This is a genomic window from Streptomyces sp. 7R007 (genome assembly GCF_054850255.1).
The window spans coordinates 40,053-58,216 of the sequence record NZ_JBTWMV010000020.1 but is presented as its reverse complement, the minus strand read 5'-3'; the positions used below and the strand labels follow the sequence as shown (position 1 = coordinate 58,216).

Annotated in this window: 18 protein-coding genes; 11 read left to right on the top strand and 7 right to left on the bottom strand. The window is 72.2% G+C overall.

Translation table 11 applies throughout. The annotated features are described in order from the left end of the window. Positions 1-45: 45 nt before the first annotated feature. Positions 46-483 (top strand): GNAT family N-acetyltransferase, encoded by a 438-nt coding sequence (locus tag ACYF6T_RS25335; protein WP_461699293.1) that lies wholly within the window; start codon positions 46-48, stop codon positions 481-483. A gap of 138 nt (positions 484-621) precedes the next feature. Further along, positions 622-1,215 (top strand): histidine phosphatase family protein, encoded by a 594-nt coding sequence (locus tag ACYF6T_RS25330; protein ID WP_461699189.1) that lies wholly within the window; start codon positions 622-624, stop codon positions 1,213-1,215. A 32-nt stretch (positions 1,216-1,247) separates the two neighbouring features. On the opposite strand, the gene ACYF6T_RS25325 is transcribed toward ACYF6T_RS25330, so the two are convergent. Then, complete coding sequence (locus tag ACYF6T_RS25325; RefSeq protein ID WP_461699292.1) at positions 1,248-1,691, bottom strand: DUF6314 family protein; 444 nt, start codon at positions 1,689-1,691, stop codon at positions 1,248-1,250. A gap of 2 nt (positions 1,692-1,693) precedes the next feature. Then, positions 1,694-1,948, bottom strand: coding sequence for a hypothetical protein (locus ACYF6T_RS25320; protein ID WP_461699187.1), 255 nt, complete (start codon positions 1,946-1,948; stop codon positions 1,694-1,696). 169 nt (positions 1,949-2,117) lie between these two features. Here ACYF6T_RS25320 and ACYF6T_RS25315 point away from each other — a divergent pair, with 169 nt between their 5' ends. Continuing rightward, on the top strand, positions 2,118-4,604 hold the full coding sequence (locus ACYF6T_RS25315; RefSeq protein ID WP_461699186.1) for an alpha-L-arabinofuranosidase C-terminal domain-containing protein: 2,487 nt from the start codon (positions 2,118-2,120) through the stop codon (positions 4,602-4,604). Here ACYF6T_RS25315 and ACYF6T_RS25310 read toward each other — a convergent pair. Then, on the bottom strand, positions 4,591-5,043 hold the full coding sequence (locus ACYF6T_RS25310) for a carboxymuconolactone decarboxylase family protein (RefSeq protein WP_461699185.1): 453 nt from the start codon (positions 5,041-5,043) through the stop codon (positions 4,591-4,593). The genes ACYF6T_RS25315 and ACYF6T_RS25310 overlap by 14 nt on opposite strands. 169 nt (positions 5,044-5,212) lie before the next feature. Between ACYF6T_RS25310 and ACYF6T_RS25305 the strand changes: the two genes are divergently transcribed. The 8 genes from ACYF6T_RS25305 to ACYF6T_RS25270 all read left to right on the top strand — a co-directional run bounded on the left by ACYF6T_RS25305 (position 5,213) and on the right by ACYF6T_RS25270 (position 14,571). Continuing rightward, positions 5,213-6,412 (top strand): DUF6745 domain-containing protein, encoded by a 1,200-nt coding sequence (locus ACYF6T_RS25305; RefSeq protein ID WP_461699184.1) that lies wholly within the window; start codon positions 5,213-5,215, stop codon positions 6,410-6,412. 53 nt (positions 6,413-6,465) lie between these two features. Further along, on the top strand, positions 6,466-6,915 hold the full coding sequence (locus ACYF6T_RS25300) for a hypothetical protein (protein ID WP_461699182.1): 450 nt from the start codon (positions 6,466-6,468) through the stop codon (positions 6,913-6,915). A gap of 188 nt (positions 6,916-7,103) precedes the next feature. Beyond that, positions 7,104-9,704 carry a YfhO family protein gene (locus ACYF6T_RS25295; RefSeq protein ID WP_461699181.1) on the top strand — a complete coding sequence of 867 codons (2,601 nt, stop codon included), beginning with the start codon at positions 7,104-7,106 and terminating at the stop codon, positions 9,702-9,704. Positions 9,705-9,749: 45 nt separating this feature from the next. Further along, a complete protein-coding gene (argC, locus tag ACYF6T_RS25290; protein ID WP_461699179.1) occupies positions 9,750-10,778 on the top strand; it encodes an N-acetyl-gamma-glutamyl-phosphate reductase in 1,029 nt (342 codons plus the stop codon). Continuing rightward, positions 10,775-11,926, top strand: coding sequence for a bifunctional glutamate N-acetyltransferase/amino-acid acetyltransferase ArgJ (gene argJ / locus ACYF6T_RS25285; RefSeq protein ID WP_461699178.1), 1,152 nt, complete (start codon positions 10,775-10,777; stop codon positions 11,924-11,926). The genes argC and argJ overlap by 4 nt, the downstream gene beginning before the upstream one ends. Beyond that, positions 11,923-12,831, top strand: coding sequence for an acetylglutamate kinase (gene argB / locus ACYF6T_RS25280; RefSeq protein WP_461699177.1), 909 nt, complete (start codon positions 11,923-11,925; stop codon positions 12,829-12,831). Before argJ ends, argB begins: the two co-directional genes overlap by 4 nt. After that, complete coding sequence (locus ACYF6T_RS25275) at positions 12,828-14,027, top strand: acetylornithine transaminase (RefSeq protein ID WP_461699175.1); 1,200 nt, start codon at positions 12,828-12,830, stop codon at positions 14,025-14,027. The genes argB and ACYF6T_RS25275 overlap by 4 nt, the downstream gene beginning before the upstream one ends. Positions 14,028-14,034: 7 nt before the next feature. Next, positions 14,035-14,571, top strand: coding sequence for an arginine repressor (locus tag ACYF6T_RS25270; RefSeq protein ID WP_461699174.1), 537 nt, complete (start codon positions 14,035-14,037; stop codon positions 14,569-14,571). A gap of 7 nt (positions 14,572-14,578) precedes the next feature. On the opposite strand, the gene ACYF6T_RS25265 is transcribed toward ACYF6T_RS25270, so the two are convergent. The 4 genes from ACYF6T_RS25265 to ACYF6T_RS25250 form a co-directional block, all read right to left on the bottom strand. After that, positions 14,579-15,319, bottom strand: a complete 741-nt coding sequence (locus ACYF6T_RS25265) for an FAD:protein FMN transferase (protein ID WP_461699172.1) — start codon at positions 15,317-15,319, stop codon at positions 14,579-14,581. 55 nt (positions 15,320-15,374) lie between these two features. Then, the gene (locus ACYF6T_RS25260; protein ID WP_461699170.1) at positions 15,375-16,172 is read right to left on the bottom strand and encodes an FMN-binding protein; all 798 of its coding nucleotides are present in this window, start codon (positions 16,170-16,172) and stop codon (positions 15,375-15,377) included. A 28-nt stretch (positions 16,173-16,200) separates the two neighbouring features. Beyond that, positions 16,201-17,583, bottom strand: a complete 1,383-nt coding sequence (locus ACYF6T_RS25255; RefSeq protein ID WP_461699169.1) for a ferredoxin reductase family protein — start codon at positions 17,581-17,583, stop codon at positions 16,201-16,203. 74 nt (positions 17,584-17,657) lie between these two features. Beyond that, positions 17,658-18,161 carry an FMN-binding protein gene (locus tag ACYF6T_RS25250; RefSeq protein ID WP_461699168.1) on the bottom strand — a complete coding sequence of 168 codons (504 nt, stop codon included), beginning with the start codon at positions 18,159-18,161 and terminating at the stop codon, positions 17,658-17,660. Positions 18,162-18,164: the final 3 nt, after the last annotated feature.

The following is an 18,164-nucleotide window of genomic DNA, read 5'->3' as shown; positions in this document are numbered from 1 at the left end:
GAAATCCGTTCGACAAGGCTGCCGCGGCCTGCGAATCTCCCGCCCATGACCGACACCCCGAGCCTCCCCGAGGGCTACGAGATCTCCACCGACCCCGACCGCCTAGACGCCGACCGCGTGCACCGCTGGCTGTCCGGCGACGCCTACTGGGCCCTCGGACGGCCACGGGAGAAGCACGACCGGGCGGTGGCGGGCTCGCTCAACTTCGGGGTGTACGACACGGCGTCCGGGGAGCAGGTGGCGTACGCGCGCATCGTCACCGACAGGGCCACCTTCGCGTGGCTGTGCGACGTGTACGTCGATCCGTCGGTGCGCGGCAAGGGCGTCGGGACGGCCATGGTGGCCGCCGTACGCGAGCACCTGCGGCCGTACGGCCTGCGGCGCATCCTGCTCGCCACGGCCGACGCGCACGGCGTCTACGCGCGGCTCGGTTTCGCGCCGCTGGCCCAGCCCGACCTGTGGATGGCCCTGGTCGCGGATTGATCCGAGGCGGCGCGGGACCGGCACGGTCCGAGCGTTTTGTCCGCCTGGTCCTGACCCGGAGGTAAGGTTTCACCCACGGTGGGTGACTCCTAGGTAACGCCCCTTGACCTGCGCACTTTCTGGACACACCATCTGCGCATGCAACTACGGGTCACGTTCGTCGCCGCCGCGCGCAGCAGCCCGCTGCTCGCGGAGCGCTTCGAGGACGACCGCCCGCTGGACCAGGCCGGCTGGGACGAGGTGCAGCGCGCCGCCCCCGATCTGCTCCCGCTCGCGGCGGCCGAGCTGCGCTACTGCTCGCCGACGCCGCGCAGCCGCGCCACCGGCGACGGGCTCGGCTACGCGCCGCTGGTCCAACTCGCCCTGCGCGACTGTGACATGGGCCGCTGGCGCGGGCTGACGCTGGGCGAGGCGATGGCCCGCGAGCCGGAGCTGGTGGACGCCTGGCTCGCCGACCCGCGGGCCACCCCGCACGGCGGCGAGTCGCTGCTGGCCTTCGTCTCCCGGGTCGGCGACTGGCTCGACACCCGGCCCGTCGACGACGGCGGCCGCATCGTCGCGGTGGCCGAGCCCTCCGTGATCCGCGCCGCCCTCGTGTACGCCCTGAAGGCGCCGCCCTCGACCTACTGGAACATCGACGTGCGGCCCCTGTCGACGACCACGGTCACGGGCCGCGCGGGCCGCTGGAACCTGCGGTTCGACGGGCTGCCGGCGCAGCCCTCGCGAACCTGAGCGGAAGCAGAGGCCGGTGACGGGCGGGCTTCTCACAGCTCCCGCGCGTAGTCCGTCGTCAGCACCAGGTCCTTCGCCGGCCCGCCCACCCGCCACACCGTCCGCCAGTGGTCCGCGTCCAGGACGGTGAACTCGCCCCGGTACAGGTCCGCCGCGCACGGGTGGTCGGCGACATGGCGTCCCGACCTCAGGTCGAGGCCGTGGAAGGGCCGTCCGTCGGCGAAGCGCACGTCCGCCGTGCCCGGTGCGCCGCCCGGCAGGAAACGCAGGGTGCGCTCGGCGGGCCGGGCGACGCCCTGCCAGACGAAGGTGCCGGACTCGTGATGCAGCAGTCCGCCGCCGTCCAGCGGGCTGAAGTCGACGGCCCCCGAGAAGCGCCCCTCGTCACCGCTCGCGAGATCCCGCACGGTGCGCTCCACCCGCCAGCGCCCGGCCAGATGCGCCAGCACGTTGGCCACCGGCCACCACTCGCCCATCCTCACGCCCTCTTCCGCAGCCGCCCGCGCCACCGGTCGGGCGATTCGAGCGGGTCCTTGCGGTCGGCCTGCGCCCGCACCTCGTAGTGCGCGGCATGGCCGGTGGCGCGGAAGGCCTCCTCGTACGCCGCCAGCGCCCCGCCCAGCCCGCCGCCCGCCCCGCCGCGTCGGCGGATCAGCCGCGCGAACCAGGCGAGGAACCCCATGACCAGGCCGAGACAGCCGAGCACGACGAGACAGGGCACCACCGCATCCATGCCCTCGACCTTACGTCGTCCCCGGACGTCCTCCCTCGTCCGGCCCCATTGACGTGTTCACATCGCGTGCCTATCTTGCCGTTCGAAGTGCTGACCGCTGTCTGATATTTCGAACCCCTCGCACCCGTCTCGACCTGCCCGGTCCACTCCATCGAGCCGCGGAGTATCCATGTCACGCACCACCCGCACCCGGCTGAGACTCGGCCTGGGAGCAAGCGCTTTCCTCCTGGCCGTCGGCCTCGTCCCGGCCCCCGCCCACGCCGACGACGTCACCGACTACTCCATCACCGTCGACCCGGCCGCCCAGGGCGCGGAGATCGACGACACGATGTACGGCGTCTTCTTCGAGGACATCAACCGCGCCGCCGACGGCGGCCTGTACGCCGAGCTGGTGCAGAACCGGTCGTTCGAGTACTCCACCGACGACAACGCGTCCTACACCCCGCTCACCGCGTGGACCGTCTCCGGCGGCGCGCGGGTCGTGAACGACGACGGACGCCTCAACGACCGCAACCGCAACTACCTCTCTCTCGGCGCCGGTTCGGCGGTCACCAACTCCGGCTACAACACCGGCATCCGCGTCGAGCAGGGCAAGAAGTACGACTTCTCCGTCTGGGCCCGCGCCGAGAGCGGCACCACGCTCACCGTGTCCGCGCAGGACGCGGACGGGACCCTGGCCACCGCCCGCCGGGTGGCCGTGCGCAAGGGCGGCTGGGCCCGGTACAAGGCGACGTTCATCGCGACCCGCACCAGCTCCGCCGGCCGCCTCACCGTGGCCACCTCCGCGGCGGCCGCCCTCGACATGGTGTCCCTCTTCCCGCGCGACACCTACAAGCACGAGCCCAACGGCCTGCGCGAGGACCTCGCCGAGAAGATCGCCGCCCTGCACCCCGGCTTCGTCCGCTTCCCCGGCGGCTGCCTGGTCAACACCGGCTCCATGCAGGACTACAGCGCGGCCTCCGGCTACCAGCGCAAGCGCGCCTACCAGTGGAAGGACACCGTCGGCCCGGTCGAGACCCGCGCCACCAACAGCGACTTCTGGGGCTACAACCAGAGTTACGGCCTCGGCTACTACGAGTACTTCCGCTTCGCCGAGGACATCGGCGCCATGCCGCTGCCCGTCGTGCCCGCGCTGGTGACCGGCTGCGGCCAGAACCAGGCCGTCGACGACGACGCGCTGCTCAGGCGGCACATCCAGGACACCCTCGACCTCATCGAGTTCGCCAACGGACCCGTGACCTCCACGTGGGGCGGAGTGCGCGCGCGGATGGGCCACCCCAAGCCCTTCCACCTCACCCACATCGAGGTCGGCAACGAGGAGAACCTCCCCGACGCGTTCTTCGCCCGCTTCCAGCAGTTCCGCGCCGCCATCGACGCCAAGTACCCGTACATGACGGTGATCTCCAACAGCGGCCCGGACGACTCGGGAACCACCTTCGACACGGCGTGGAAGCTGAACCGGGACGCCGGGGTCGACATGGTCGACGAGCACTACTACAACAGCCCGCAGTGGTTCCTGCAGAACAACGACCGCTACGACTCCTACGACCGCAGCGGACCCAAGGTGTTCCTCGGCGAATACGCCTCCGGGGGCAACACCTTCAAGAACGGCCTCGCCGAGGCCGCCTACATGACCGGCCTGGAACGCAACGCGGACGTCGTCGAACTCGCCTCCTACGCGCCGCTGTTCGCCAACGAGGACTACGTGCAGTGGCGCCCGGACATGGTGTGGTTCAACAACCACGCCTCCTGGGGCTCGGCCGACTACGAGGTCCAGAAGCTGTTCATGAACAACGTCGGCGACCGGGTGGTGCCGTCCACGGCCACCGGAACACCGTCCCTGCTCGGGCCCATCACCGGCGCCGTCGGCCTGTCCACCTGGAACACCAGCGCCGCGTACGACGACGTGAAGGTGACCGGCGCGGACGGCGACACGCTGCTCAGCGACGACTTCTCCGGCGACGCCGCGCAGTGGACCCACACGGGCGGCGGGAGCTGGACGGTCCAGGACGGGCAGTACGTCGAGACGTCCGACACCGCCGAGAACACCATGGTCCAGGCCGGCGACCCGTCCTGGCACGACTACGACCTGCACGTGAAGGCCACCAAGAGGTCCGGCAAGGAGGGCTTCCTGGTCGCCTTCGGCGTCAAGGACACCGGCACCTACTACTGGTGGAACATCGGCGGCTGGAACAACACCCAGACCGCCGTCGAACAGGCCGTGGACGGCGGCAAGTCGACCCTGATCGCCAAGGCCGGCTCGGTCGAGACGGGCCGTGCCTACGACGTCGACATCAAGGTGCGGGGCCGCCGGGTGACCCTGTACCTCGACGGCCAGGAGTGGGGCAGCTTCACCGACGACAGGCCGGCCGAGCCGTTCCGCCAGGTCGTCACCCGGGACGCGAAGACCGGCGAGCTGATCGTCAAGGTCGTCAACGCCCAGTCCTCGGCGGCCCGTACGGCCATCGACCTCGGCGGCGCCAAGGTCGCCTCCCGGGCGAAGGTCACCACCCTCGCCGCCGCGCCCGACGCGGTGAACACCGAGACGACCACCGCGGTCGCCCCGGTGACGTCCACCTTCGAAGGAGTCGCCGACAGGTTCACGTACACCTTCCCGGCCAACTCCGTCACCTTCCTGCGGATCAGGCAGAGGTAGCCGGGCCGTCGTCCGCGGGCTGCTGCGCCACCGGCAGCAGCCCGCGCTCGGCGAACACCTTCTTGGCCACGAACGTGGCGTTCAGGGCCCTGGGGAAGCCGCAGTACCCGGCCGCCTGCAGCAGTGCCTCGACGATCTGCTGCGCGCTCAGGCCCACGTTGAGGGCCGCGTTGACGTGCACCTCCAGCTGCGGCTCGCAGCCGCCGAGCGCGGTGAGCATGCCCAGCGTCACCAACTGGCGGTCGCGGGGCTGAAGTTCCGGCCGCGCGTAGATCTCGCCGAAGCCCCAGGCGACGATCTGGTGCCCGAGTTCGGGGCTGACGTCGGCCAGCGAGTCGATCACCCGCTGTCCCGCCTCGCCGTCGACCGCCCGCAGCACCTCCAGCCCCTGCGCGAAACGCTCGTCACGGGTGGTGCTCTGCTGTCCGTCACTCTTCATACCGCCGACGTTAGAAGGTCGAGCTCACTCGAAGGCAAGCGAACGCGCCGACGCGAGCGCCCGGACGTGTGCCGCGGCGGACAACTCGGTTGCGGGCCGGGCGATGTCGCTGTCACGCTCTGGGCATGATGATGCGAAAGGCGGACCCCGAAGTCCTCCGGTGAAGCGCGTGACGGACTCCCGGACGGGAGCGGAACACGTGTCGCTCGCCCGCACGCTCGCCACTCGGTGGCGTGAGCACGGGCTGTCCACCGAACCGGCCGACCGCGACCAGGCCGAGTTCGCCGTGCGTGAGGTGTACCGGCTGCTGGGGGAGACGGCTCCCGAGTTCGTCTGGACCCCCTCGCCCACCGCCGCGCTGGCCGTCCTCCGTGACGATCCCCGCGCCTTCCCGCCCCTCCGCCTGCGCGGTGCGCGCCTGCCCGCCCGCCCTGGCGACTGGCCCGTGGCCACGCGGCTCGCCAGCCTCGTCGACGAGCTGCGCGGCCGCCTCGACGCACGCGTGGGCGACCGGCGGCCCCACCCGTGGCGCCTGCCCCTCCTCGTCCCCGCCGAAGAGGCACTGGCCGACGGCAGACCGCTGACGGCCGTCCTCGGCGCCCTCGTCCACGACGCGCTCCGCGCCACCCTGCACGACGCGGTGCGCGCACCGCTGCGCGCCGAACTGATGCCCGCCACCGGCGACTTCGACGGCATGACCTGGTACGGGCAGCACGAGGCCCACTGGATCGCCCACTACGACGTGTACGCGCGCACCGGCCTCGCCCGCTACCGGCACGACGACGGCCGACTGCTCGCCCTGCTGGCCCGGCTGGCCCGGTCCACGGGCTGGTGGTGGCCGGGGAGGGCCCGCTGCGTCATGGCCGAACGGCCCGCCGAGATCCACACCGAACCCACCCCCAACGCCCTGCACGGCGAACGCAGGCTGCACCGCGACGACGGCCCCGCCGTCCGCTTCGCCGACGGCGCCCAGGCACACGTCCTGCACGGCACCCACGTGCCGGCGTGGGTGATCACGGACCCGACCGTCGAGCGCATCCACGCCGAACGCAACGTCGAGGTCCGCCGCACCGCCATCGAGCGCATCGGCTGGGGCGCCTACATCGACCGGGCCGGCCTGCGGCACGTCGCCGAGGCCGCCGACCCCGGCAACCCCGGCTCGTCCCTGCACCTCTACGACGTCCCGCCCCAGCTGTGGAGCCGTCCCGCCCGCCTCCTGCTCTGCGTCAACGGCTCCGTCGAACGCGACGGCACCCACCGCCGCTACGGCCTGAGCGTCCCGGCCCACTTCGACGACCCGGTGGCGGCCGCCGGCTGGACGTACGGCCTCTCGGACGAGCACTACGCCCGGCTCGCCCGCCGCACCTGACCAGACCGTCTCCCGCGACATCCGCCCGTCTCCCGACCCACAAGGTGATGAACATGACCATGACCCTGGAAGACCTCACCCTGCGCTCCGGCCTCGACGTCCTCGACCACCTCGAACGCCAGGTCGCCATCCCCGTCGTCGACGGCCTCCAGGCCCAGGGCGACCTGATCGTCGTCCCGTACGCCCTCGTCACACGCGCCGTCCGTCCGGGCGAGTCCGGCTGGCGGGACGTGCCCGCCGGCGGCCTGGAACTGCTGCGCAGCGCCGCCGGCGGCAACCCGCACACCCTGGTCGCCGACCCCGGCACCTGCCGCTGGACCACCGACCTGCGCGACACCACCGGCCTGGCCCTCGGCATGCTCGACACCTCGGCCGTCGCCTACCTCGTCCACCCCGAACACGGCGGCACCGGCATCGCCCCCGGCCGCTACGTCATACGCCGGCAGCGGGAGCGGGCCACCACCCGCACGGCGTGGTCCGCCAACCGCCTGATCGCCGACTGACGCCCGCGCGCGACATCCCGTAACCCGCCGGTCGGCTGGAATTCATCCCACCACTTACGGCGGTCGCACAACCGATCACCCGCACCCCCCGTCTAAGACGGCGCATCGACTACGCGCGGGGTCAACGCCCCGGACGGGGGCCCGAATTGACCAGTGGGACAGCCCAGAAGAACATACTGCGGCCGAGGGTGGCGCCGCCGCGCGCGCCCGCCGCCACGCAGCCCGGACCGGGGCGGGCCGCGCTGCTCGCGGCGGCGATCTCCGCGCTGGTGTTCTGCGCCGCCGACGTCGTCGCCCGCAGCTACCCCTTCGGCCCCCGCACGCGCAGCGTCAACGACCTGGGCAACCAGTACCTGCCGTTCCACGCGCACCTGTGGGACCTGCTGCACGGGCGCGCGGACGGCGGTCTGCTCGTCAACTGGCAGTCGGGGTACGGCACCAGCTTCCTGCCGGACCTCGGCACCTATCTCACCAGCCCGTTCGCCCTGCTCGTGGCGGTGTTCCCGCGGGACCGGATCGACCTCGCGGTGTACGTCGTCACGGTGCTGAAGGTCGCGTGCGCCGGCGCCGCCATGGCCTGGCTGCTGCTGCGGCTGCGCCCCGGCCGCTGGTGGGCGGCGGGGCTGCTGGGCGCGTCGTACGCCCTGTGCGGCTGGAGCGTGGCGACCGCCTCGTACAACCTGATGTGGCTGGACGGCCTCATCGCCCTCCCCCTGCTGTGCCTGGCCGGCGAGTGGATCCTGGCCGGGCGGCGCCCGGTCCTCGGCGTGCTGGTCGTGACCGCCGCCTGGATCGCCAACTTCTACACCGCGTACATGGCCACCCTCGCCGCCGTCCTCGTCCTGCTGCTGCGGCTGTGCCTCTCCGGGCTGCCGCGCCGGCGCGCCCTCGCCACGGCGGGCCGGGGCGCCCTGACCTTCGCCCTCGGCATCGGCCTGGCCGCGCCGCTGGTGACGGTGGTGTACTTCGGCTCCGCGCACGCCTCCCCGGGCCGGTTCACGCGGTTCGCGCCGGTGGGCACCGAGGACCTGCTGGCCCGGCTGCTGCCCACCACGTACAGCTTCGGGTCGCCGGCGCTCTTCGTGGGCACCACGGCCCTGCTGCTCGCGCTCGCCCTGCCCTTCCACCGCGCGGCTCCGCGCGGCGTGCGCGCCGGGTGGACGCTGCTGGTGCTCGCGGTGGTCCTGTCGATGCAGTGGAAGCCGACCCACCTCCTGTGGCACGCCCTCACCGCCCCGCAGGGCAGCTCCTACCGCCAGGCGTTCGTGGTGTGCGCCCTGCTGGTCATCGCCGCCTGGCACACCCTCTCCTACGGCCCCCTCGACCGGCGGGCCCTGGGCGCGGCGGCCGGCCTGCTCGCCCTGATCACGCTCGTCGCGGGCCGCAGCCAGCTGGTACGGCCCTTCGCCTGGCCGGTGTTCCTGACGGCCGCCGTGGGCGCGCTGGCCGGACTCGCCCTGCTCGGCCGCGCACCCCTGACGATCAGGGGCCGACGCCTGGCACCGGCCGCCCTCGCCGCGGTGCTGCTCATCGGCGCGCAGTGCGGCGAGGCGACCGCCACCTCCGCCGTGGCCGACCGGACGCGCCTGGCGCACATGGACGACTACGCCCCCTGGGGCGCCCGCCAGGCCCGGCAGGCCGAGGCGGTGGCCGAGGCCGACGGCTGGCCCCGCTACCGCACCGACCCCGGCCGCGAGCAGACCGTCGGCAACGACCCGCTGATGGTGGGCGGCCAGGGCGCCCAGTACTACAGCAGCCACACCTCCGCCGTGCTCAGCAGCACCCTCACCGCCCTCGGCGGCGGCTGGACCTCCGGCGGCCGCAGCCTGCAGAGCCTCGACAACGCCGTCACCGACGTCGTCTTCTCCGTCGGCGCCCGGGTGCACTCCCCGCCGGACCCGCACCAGAACTGGTTCCCCCAGGACGGCAGCGGCGTGACCGTGACCCGGCAGGACGTGCCGCCCCTGGTGACCGTACGGCCGTCCGCCGCGACCTCCTCCTTCGGCCCCTCGCCCTACCGCAACCAGGAGCTCCTGCTCGGCGCCCGCGTCTACACCGTGCCGCGCCTGACGATCCGCACCGCCACCGGGCATCCGCCGCACCGCAGCCACGACCTGCGGCCGGGCCTGCGCATCACCCCGGCTCGCGGAGACACCGTACGGAAGCCGACGATCACGGCCCAGTGCCCGGCGGGCAGCGAGGTCTACCTCTGGGCGCCGCACTTCGCGGGCACCGCCCGGCTCACCGGCGCCTCCGCGCCCGGCCCGACCGGACGGTTCCGGGCCGACTACCCCGTCAGCAAGATCGCCGCCATGCAGCGGCTGGGCACGGTCCCGGCCTCCGGGCATCTGACGATCGAGCTGGACCCCGAGCGCACCGGCGTCGTCCCCGACCACGGCGCGGTCGGCTGCCTGGACACCGCCCGGCTGCGCGCCGTGACCGCGAGGCTCAAGGCCACCGGCGCCACGAAGGTGACCGTCTCCGACGGCACCATCCGGGCCGAGCTGCCGGCCGGCAGCAAGGGGATCGCCCTCGTCGCGGCCCCGCGGATCGCCGGCTGGCGCTGCGCCACGGGCGGCAGGACGCCCGTACCCGCCGGACGGTACTACGGGCTCACAGCCGTACCGCTCGACGGCACCTCCACCACCGTGACCTGCGTTTTCCACCCGCCCGGCCTGCGGCTCGGCACGATGGCCGGGGGAGTGTCGCTGGCGGTGCTCGCCGGCTGGTGCACCCTCACCGCCGTGCGCCGGCGGCGCGCCGGGGACGCAGGAGGTCTGGTTGCATAAACGTGCACTGAAACGTATAGTCATGCCATCCAGGAGGAGGGTGACATGGCGGTACGTGCGGCAGTGGCCGGTGCGAGTGGTTACGCGGGCGGAGAGCTCCTGCGGCTGCTCCTGGCGCACCCCGAGGTCGAGATCGGTGCCCTGACCGGCAACTCCAACGCGGGCCAGAAGCTCGGCGCGCTCCAGCCGCACCTGCTGCCCCTGGCCGACCGTGTCCTCCAGGAGACCACGGCCGACGCCCTCGCCGGCCACGACGTCGTCTTCCTCGCCCTGCCGCACGGCCAGTCCGCCGCCGTCGCCGAACAGCTCGGCCCGGACGTCCTGGTCGTCGACATGGGCGCCGACTTCCGTCTTGAGGACGCCGCCGACTGGGAGCGGTTCTACGGCTCCGCGCACGCGGGGACCTGGCCCTACGGCCTGCCCGAACTGCCGGGTGCCCGCGCTGCGCTGGAGGGGTCCAAGCGCATCGCGGTGCCCGGTTGCTACCCCACCGCCGCCACCCTCGCCCTCTTCCCGGCCTACGCCGCCGCCCTCGCCGAGCCCGAGGCCGTGATCGTCGCCGCCTCCGGCACCTCCGGCGCGGGCAAGGCGCCCAAGCCGCACCTGCTGGGCAGCGAGGTCATGGGCTCCATGTCGCCGTACGGCGTCGGCGGCGGCCACCGGCACACCCCCGAGATGATCCAGAACCTCAGCGCGGTGGCGGGGGAGCGGATCTCCGTCTCCTTCACGCCGACCCTGGCGCCGATGCCCCGCGGCATCCTGGCCACGTGCAGCGCGAAGGCGGTCCCGGGGGTGACCGGCGAGTCGGTCCGGGCCGCCTACGACAAGGCCTACGCCGACGAGCCCTTCGTCCGCCTGCTGCCCCAGGGCCAGTGGCCCGCCACGGCGTCCGTCCACGGTTCCAACGCCGTTCAGGTGCAGGTCGCGTACGACGAGGCGGCCGGCCGCATCATCGCCATCAGCGCCATCGACAACCTGACCAAGGGCACCGCGGGCGGTGCCGTCCAGAGCATGAACCTCGCCCTGGGGCTCGCCGAGACCACCGGGCTGACCACGATCGGAGTTGCGCCGTGAGCGTGACGGCAGCGAAGGGATTCACGGCCGCGGGCATCGCCGCCGGGATCAAGGAGAACGGCAACCCGGACCTGGCCCTCGTGGTCAACAACGGTCCCCGCCGTGCCGCCGCGGGCGTCTTCACCTCCAACCGCGTCAAGGCCGCGCCGGTGCTGTGGTCCGAGCAGGTCCTCAAGAGCGGCCAGGTGTCGGCCGTCGTCCTCAACTCCGGTGGCGCCAACGCCTGTACGGGACCCAAGGGCTTCCAGGACACCCACGCGACCGCCGAGAAGGCCGCCGACGTCCTCGGGCGGGGCGCGATCGAGGTGGCGGTCTGCTCGACCGGCCTGATCGGCGTGCTGCTCCCGATGGACAAGCTGCTGCCCGGCATCGAGACGGCCGCCGCCCAGCTCTCCGAGCACGGCGGCGAGAAGGCCGCCATCGCCATCAAGACGACGGACACGGTGCACAAGACGTCCGTCGTCACCAAGGACGGCTGGACCGTCGGCGGCATGGCGAAGGGCGCGGGCATGCTCGCCCCGGGCCTCGCCACCATGCTGGTCGTCCTCACCACGGACGCGGCCCTCGACGACGACGTACTGGACAAGGCGCTTCGGGCCGCCACCCGGGTCACCTTCGACCGGGTCGACTCCGACGGCTGCATGTCCACCAACGACACCGTCCTGCTGCTGGCCTCGGGCTCGTCCGAGATCACCCCGGACCACGAGGAGTTCGCGGAGGCGGTACGGCAGGTCTGCGACGACCTCGGCCAGCAGCTGATCCGGGACGCCGAGGGTGCCAGCAAGGACATCAAGGTCGAGGTGATCAACGCGGCGAGCGAGGACGACGCCGTCGAGGTGGGCCGCTCCATCGCCCGCAACAACCTCCTCAAGTGCGCCATCCACGGCGAGGACCCCAACTGGGGCCGCGTGCTCTCCGCGATCGGCACGACGAAGGCCGCCTTCGAACCGGACCGCCTCAACGTCGCCATCAACGGCGTCTGGGTGTGCAAGAACGGCGGCGTCGGCGAGGACCGCGAGAAGGTCGACATGCGCTACCGCGAGGTGCACATCGTCGCCGACCTCGCCGCCGGCTCCGAGACCGCCACCATCTGGACCAACGACCTCACCGCCGACTACGTCCACGAGAACAGCGCCTATTCCTCATGAGCACCACGCGAAAGCACACGGCCCTGCCCAAGGCCCAGATCCTCATCGAGGCGCTGCCCTGGCTCGTCCGGCACAACGGCAAGACCGTCGTCATCAAGTTCGGCGGCAACGCCATGATCGACGAGGACCTCAAGGCCGCGTTCGCCCAGGACGTCGTCTTCCTGCACCACGCCGGCCTCAAGCCGGTCGTCGTGCACGGCGGCGGCCCGCAGATCAGCGCCGCGCTCGACAGACACGGCATCGTCAGCGAGTTCAAGGCCGGCCTGCGCGTCACCACCGAGGACGCCATGGACGTCGTCCGCATGGTGCTGGCCGGGCAGGTGCAGCGCGAGCTGGTCAACCTCCTCAACCAGCACGGGCCGCTGGCCGTCGGGTTGACGGGCGAGGACGCGCACACCATCACCGCCACCAAGCACCAGCCCGAGATCGACGGCGAGCTGGTCGACATCGGGCGGGTGGGCGAGATCACCGAGATCGACACGGGCGCGATCGAGGCCCTGCTCGCCGACGGCCGGATCCCGGTCGTCTCCTCGATCGCCCGGAGCCAGGACGACGGACATGTCTACAACGTCAATGCTGATACGGCGGCTGCGGCACTCGCTGCTGCGCTGGGCGCCGAGACGCTCATGGTCCTCACGGACGTCGAGGGCCTTTACGAGGACTGGCCGCACAGCGACGAGGTGATCAGCCGCCTCACCGCTTCCCAACTGGAGAAGCTGCTGCCGGAGTTGAGCGCCGGCATGGTGCCGAAGATGGAGGGCTGCCTGCACGCCGTGCGCAACGGCGTCACCACCGCCCGCGTCATCGACGGCCGGGTCCAGCACTCCATCCTGCTGGAGATCTTCACCGACGAGGGCATCGGCACGATGGTCGTGCCCGACGGACAAGAGGGGGACGCCGGATGACCGGCAACCAGGAGTACGCCCAGCGCTGGCAGGGCTCGCTCATGAACAACTACGGCACTCCGCTGCTGCCCCTCGTACGCGGCGCCGGCTCCTCGGTGTGGGACGCCGACGGCAAGGAGTACCTCGACTTCGTCGGCGGCATCGCGGTCAACGCGCTCGGCCACGCCCACCCGGCGATCGTCGAGGCCGTCAGCCGGCAGATCGGCGCCCTCGGCCACATCTCCAACTTCTTCATGGCCGACCCCACCGTCACCCTCGCCGAACGGCTCCTGCGGCTGTTCGGCCGCGAAGGACGGGTCTTCTTCTGCAACTCCGGCGCCGAGGCCAACGAGGCCGCCTTCAAGATCGGCCGGCTGACCGGGCGCGGTCATGTCGTCGCCACCGAGGGCGGCTTTCACGGCCGCACCATGGGCGCCCTGGCGATGACCGGCCAGGAGGGCAAGCGCACGCCGTTCCTGCCGCTGCCCGGCGAGGTCACGCACGTGCCCTACGGCGACGCGCAGGCGCTGGCCGCGGCGGTCACGGACGAGACGGCGCTGGTCGTTCTGGAGCCGATCCAGGGCGAGATCGGCGTGGTCACCCCGCCGCCCGGCTATCTCAAGGCCGCCCGCGCGATCACCGCCGCGCACGGTGCGCTGCTCGTCCTGGACGAGGTGCAGACCGGCGTCGGACGCACCGGGCACTGGTTCGAGTACCAGGCCCACGACGGTGTCCTGCCGGACGTCGTCACGCTGGCGAAGGGCCTGGGCGGCGGGCTGCCGCTGGGCGCGGCCGTCGCGTTCGGGCGGGCCGCCGAGCTGCTGCAGCCGGGGCACCACGGGACGACCTTCGGCGGCAACCCCGTCGCGTGCGCCGCCGGGCTCGCCGTGCTCGACACCATCGCCAACGAGGGGTTGCTGGAGAACGTCAAGCGGCAGAGCGGGGCGTTGCGCGACGGGATCGAGTCGCTCGGCCACCCGTTGATCGGTCATGTCCGGGGTGCGGGCCTGCTCCTGGGTATCGTGCTCACCGAGCCGCTCGCGCCCCAGGTGCGCCAGGCGGCTCAGGAGGCCGGTTTCCTGGTGAACGCGCCCGCCCCCGACGTCGTCCGGCTCATGCCGGCGCTGAATCTCGGCGACGACGAGGTGGCGGCGCTGCTCCGGGCACTGCCCGGCATCCTGGACGTGGCCCGCGGGGACGGACGATCCGGAGAATGAGACGACGATGAGCCAGGCGCAGGACGACGTACAGGGCGGGCCCGCCGTGCCGCAGACGCGCACGGCACGCCACCGGCGGATCGTGGATATCCTCAACCGGCAACCGGTGCGCTCGCAGAGCCAGTTGGCGAAGCTGCTCGCGGACGACGGGCTGACCGTCACACAGGCGACGCTGTCCCGGGACCTCGACGAGCTGAACGCGGTGAAGATCCGCAACACCGACGGGGACCTGATCTACGCGGTGCCGAGCGAGGGGGGTTTCCGGACGCCCCGGGCGCCGCTGGGGGAGTCGGCGAAGGAGGAGCGGATGCGGCGGCTGTCGCAGGAGCTGCTCATCTCCGCGGAGGCGTCGGCGAACCTGGTCGTCCTGCGCACGCCGCCGGGTGCGGCGCAGTTCCTGGCCTCGGCCATCGACCAGGCGGAGTTGCAGGACATCCTGGGCACCATCGCGGGTGACGACACGTTGCTGCTCATCAGCCGCAACCCCACGGGCGGACAGGCGCTCGCCGATCACTTGCTGAGGCTGGCTCAGAACGGGCACTGAGGGGGCGTCACCCGAGCCGGGATGCCAGGCCCCCCGTGCATCTCACCTCGTCGCCCGCCGTGATCAGCAGCGCCTCCACACCGGGCAGCGACTCCAGCCACCGCAGGCCCTCCCGGGACCCCATCGCGAAGGCCGCCGTCGCCCAGCAGTCCGCCCAGGTGAGCTTGGGGGCCACCACCGTCACCGCCACCAGGTCCGTCACCGCCGAGTGACCCGTGCGCGGGTCGACGATGTGCGCGCCGCGCTCCGCCGTGCCGGACGTGGCCACCGCCAGCTCGTCGGTGCCGGCCGCCGAGACGACCGCCGCCAGGCCGCCGGGGCGCAGCGGGTCCGAGACGCCGACGCGCCAAGGGCGCTGGGGACCGGGGGTGCCCAGGAGCTGGACGTCACCGCCGCCGTTGAGGCTCACGCCGAGGACACCTGGGACGGCCGCCAGGCGGCGGGCCGCGCGTTCGGCCGCCCAGCCCTTGACGATTCCGGTCGGGTCGAGGCGGCCCTGGTAGCGCATGCTGAACCAGCCGTCGCTCACCCGCTCCGCCTCGGCGCCCAGTTCGAGCACCTCGGCGACCTCCGGGCCGCACTCCCCGACGGTGAGTTCACCGCGGGCCAGCCGGGAGAGCTGGCTGTCGTCGCGGTATGTGGTGAACACCCGGTCGGCGTGGTGCAGTTGGGCGACCACCTCGGTCAACGCCGCCTGCACCGCCGCCGGTTCCCCGCCGCGGACGTCGATGGAGAAGACGGTCCCCATCACCTCCTCCGCATGACGTACCGCGGCGGGAGCTTCTGCGGATTCGGCCACGGACTCAGCCACCGGCCTGGTCCAGTGCCGACTGGAGCGACTGTTTGTAGCCGCTGCTGGTGTACGTCGCCCCGGAGACGGAGTCGATGTCCGCGCTGCCCGCCGCCACCGCCTCCTGGTTCAGCTTGGGCACGGCCATCGCGGTCTTCTGGTCGCTCAGGCCCCCCTTGGGCGCCTGCACCGCCTCGGCCTTGGTGATCTTGCCGTTGCTGACGGTGATACGGACCTGCACGGCGCCGTACTGCGTCTGGGCCACCGCGCCGGTCACCGTCTTGGCCTGCGCGGCACCGGACGAGGAGCCACCGCTCGAAGAACCGCTGGACGAACCGCTCGACGAGCCCGCGCTCGCCTTCATCTTGTCGATCGCCGACTGCAGCGACTGCTTGTACCCGTTGCTGGTGTAGGTCGCCCCGGACACCGAGTCGATCTGCGCGCTCTGCGCCGCGACCGTCTCCTGGGTGAGCTTGGGGATGGACAGGGCCGTCTTCTGGTCGCTGGTGCCGCCCTTGGGCGCCTGGATCGCCTCGGCCTTGGTGATCTTGCCGTTCGCGACGGTCAGCCGTACCTGGACGTTGCCGTACTGCGTCTGGGCCACGCTGCCGTCGATCGTGCCGGACGCCGTGCCGGTCGCCGCGGCGCCGCCCTGCGGCGACTCCTGGGCCGCCGAGCTCTGCTGCGGGGCCGCGCCGGCCGCCTGGGCGTTCGGGTCGGACGCCGGCTTCAGCGACAGCAGCAGCACGACTCCGGACACGGTGGCGGCGGTGGCCAGCACGACACGCCGGATGGGGTGACTCTTCCTCATCGCTCCTACAGCTCCTGAATCCCGTCGCTCACATCTCGAACGACTCGTGATGGATGCGGCGGGCGGGCACTCCCGCTCCGCGCAGCGCTTCGTAGACGGACTGCGCGAACCCGGCCGGGCCGCACATGAAGACGTCGTGCTTGTCGATGTCGGGCAGCTTCTGCCTCAGCCGCTCCGCCGAGATGTCGGGACGCTCCCCGTCCGGGCTGTTGACCGCGTACATCAGCCGGGCCCCGCGGTCCTCGGCGATGGCGGCCAGCTCGTCCCACAGGGCCAGGTCCTGGGTGGTGTTGGCCCGGTACAGCAGGGTGATGTCGCCGGCCGCGCCGGGCAGCGTCTCGAACAGCGCCCGCATCGGCGTGATGCCGACCCCGCCCGCCACCAGCAGCACCTTGCCGCGGCTGCGCCGCTGGGCGGTCATCGCGCCGTAGGGGCCCTCGGCCCACACCCGCGTCCCGGGCGTCAGCTCGCGCAGCCGGGCGCTGTGGTCGCCGATCGCCTTCACGGTGATGCGCAGCATGTCCGGGCGGGGCGCCGCCGACAGGGAGTACGGGTGGGAGCTGAACCGCATGCCCGGCGCGAGGAACCGCCAGCGGAAGAACTGCCCCGCCTCCGCGCCCATCCGGTGCAGCTTCCGCCCGCCGATGAGGACGGAGACGATGCCGGGGGTCTCCTCGATGACGGCCTCGACCCGCATGCGGTGACGCAGGTTGAGGCGGATCGGGGTGAGGATGCGGTACCAGATCACCAGCGCGGTCACGGCGCCGTACAGGCCGTACCAGAAGGTCTTCGCGGTGGGCTCGACGGCGAAGTCGTTGCCGGTGGTGATCTGGTGCCAGAAGGTCAGGAACACCGCCGCGTACGTCAGCAGGTGGATGTGGTACCAGGTGTCGTACCCCATCCGGCGGCGCACCGGGCCGATCGACGTCAGCCCGATGAGCACGAACAGTCCGGTGCCGACGGCCGCCTTGCCCATGTCGGGCAGCTGGTTGATGGAGTCGATCGTCTGCTGGACGATGTCGCCGAGCGACTTGCCCGCCTGCAGCGCGTACCCCCACATGGTGAGGAAGACGTGCGCGGCGACCAGGCAGAGCGTGTAGCGGCCGCTCATCGCGTGCCAGCGCGCCACCCGGTCGGAGCCGACCCGGCGCTCCAGCGCGGGCACCCGCGCCATCTGCAGCACGACCAGGGCCATCAGGTACCCGGCGAGCAGGCCGGTGATCCGGCCCGCGTTGAGGATCCTGCCGTTCTGGTCGGCGATGGACGGCGTGTTGTGCCACCACAGCCACAGCACACCGACCGCGCCCGCGAACACCGCGAGCAGCAGGACGGTCGCCGGGGAGCGGCGCGGGCGGATGCGGCGCATCGTCTGGCGGCGGGCGGCGCGGCCGCCTGCGAGCGTGGTGGTCACGGTTCCTCCGGGGCGGGGCAAGGGGGGTGGCGTGGTCCCTTGGCCCTGAGATACGTGCCACGACGCCCGTGTGTTCAGAGACCCGCCGAGTCCAGTGCGGACTGGAGTGACTGGCGGTAACCGTCACTGGTGTACGTGGCCCCGGAGACGGTGTCGATGTTCGCGCTCTGCGCGGTGAGGGCCTCGCTGCGCAGCTGCGGGATGGCGTAGCTGTTGATCTGCTGGTCGCGGGGGTTCTCGGTCGGGTAGGTGACCGCCTCCACGTCGGTGAGCTTGCCGTTCTTCACCGTGATCTTCACCTGGACGGGACCCCAACGGGTCTGCACCGTGTCCCCGGTGACGGTCTTGGTGCCGGAGGAGGAGCTGCCCGAGCCGCTGGAGCCACCGGAACCGCTGGAGCCACCGGAACTGCCCGAGCTGCCGGCGGAGCTCGAACTGCTGGAGGGCGCGGGCGCGGCCACGGCGGTCACCGGCGTCGAGTGCGGCTTCAGTGACAGCAGCATCACCATGCCGGAGACGGTGGCGGCGCTCGCCAGCACGACACGGCGCAGCGGACGGTTCTTCTTCAATGCGTGCACGTC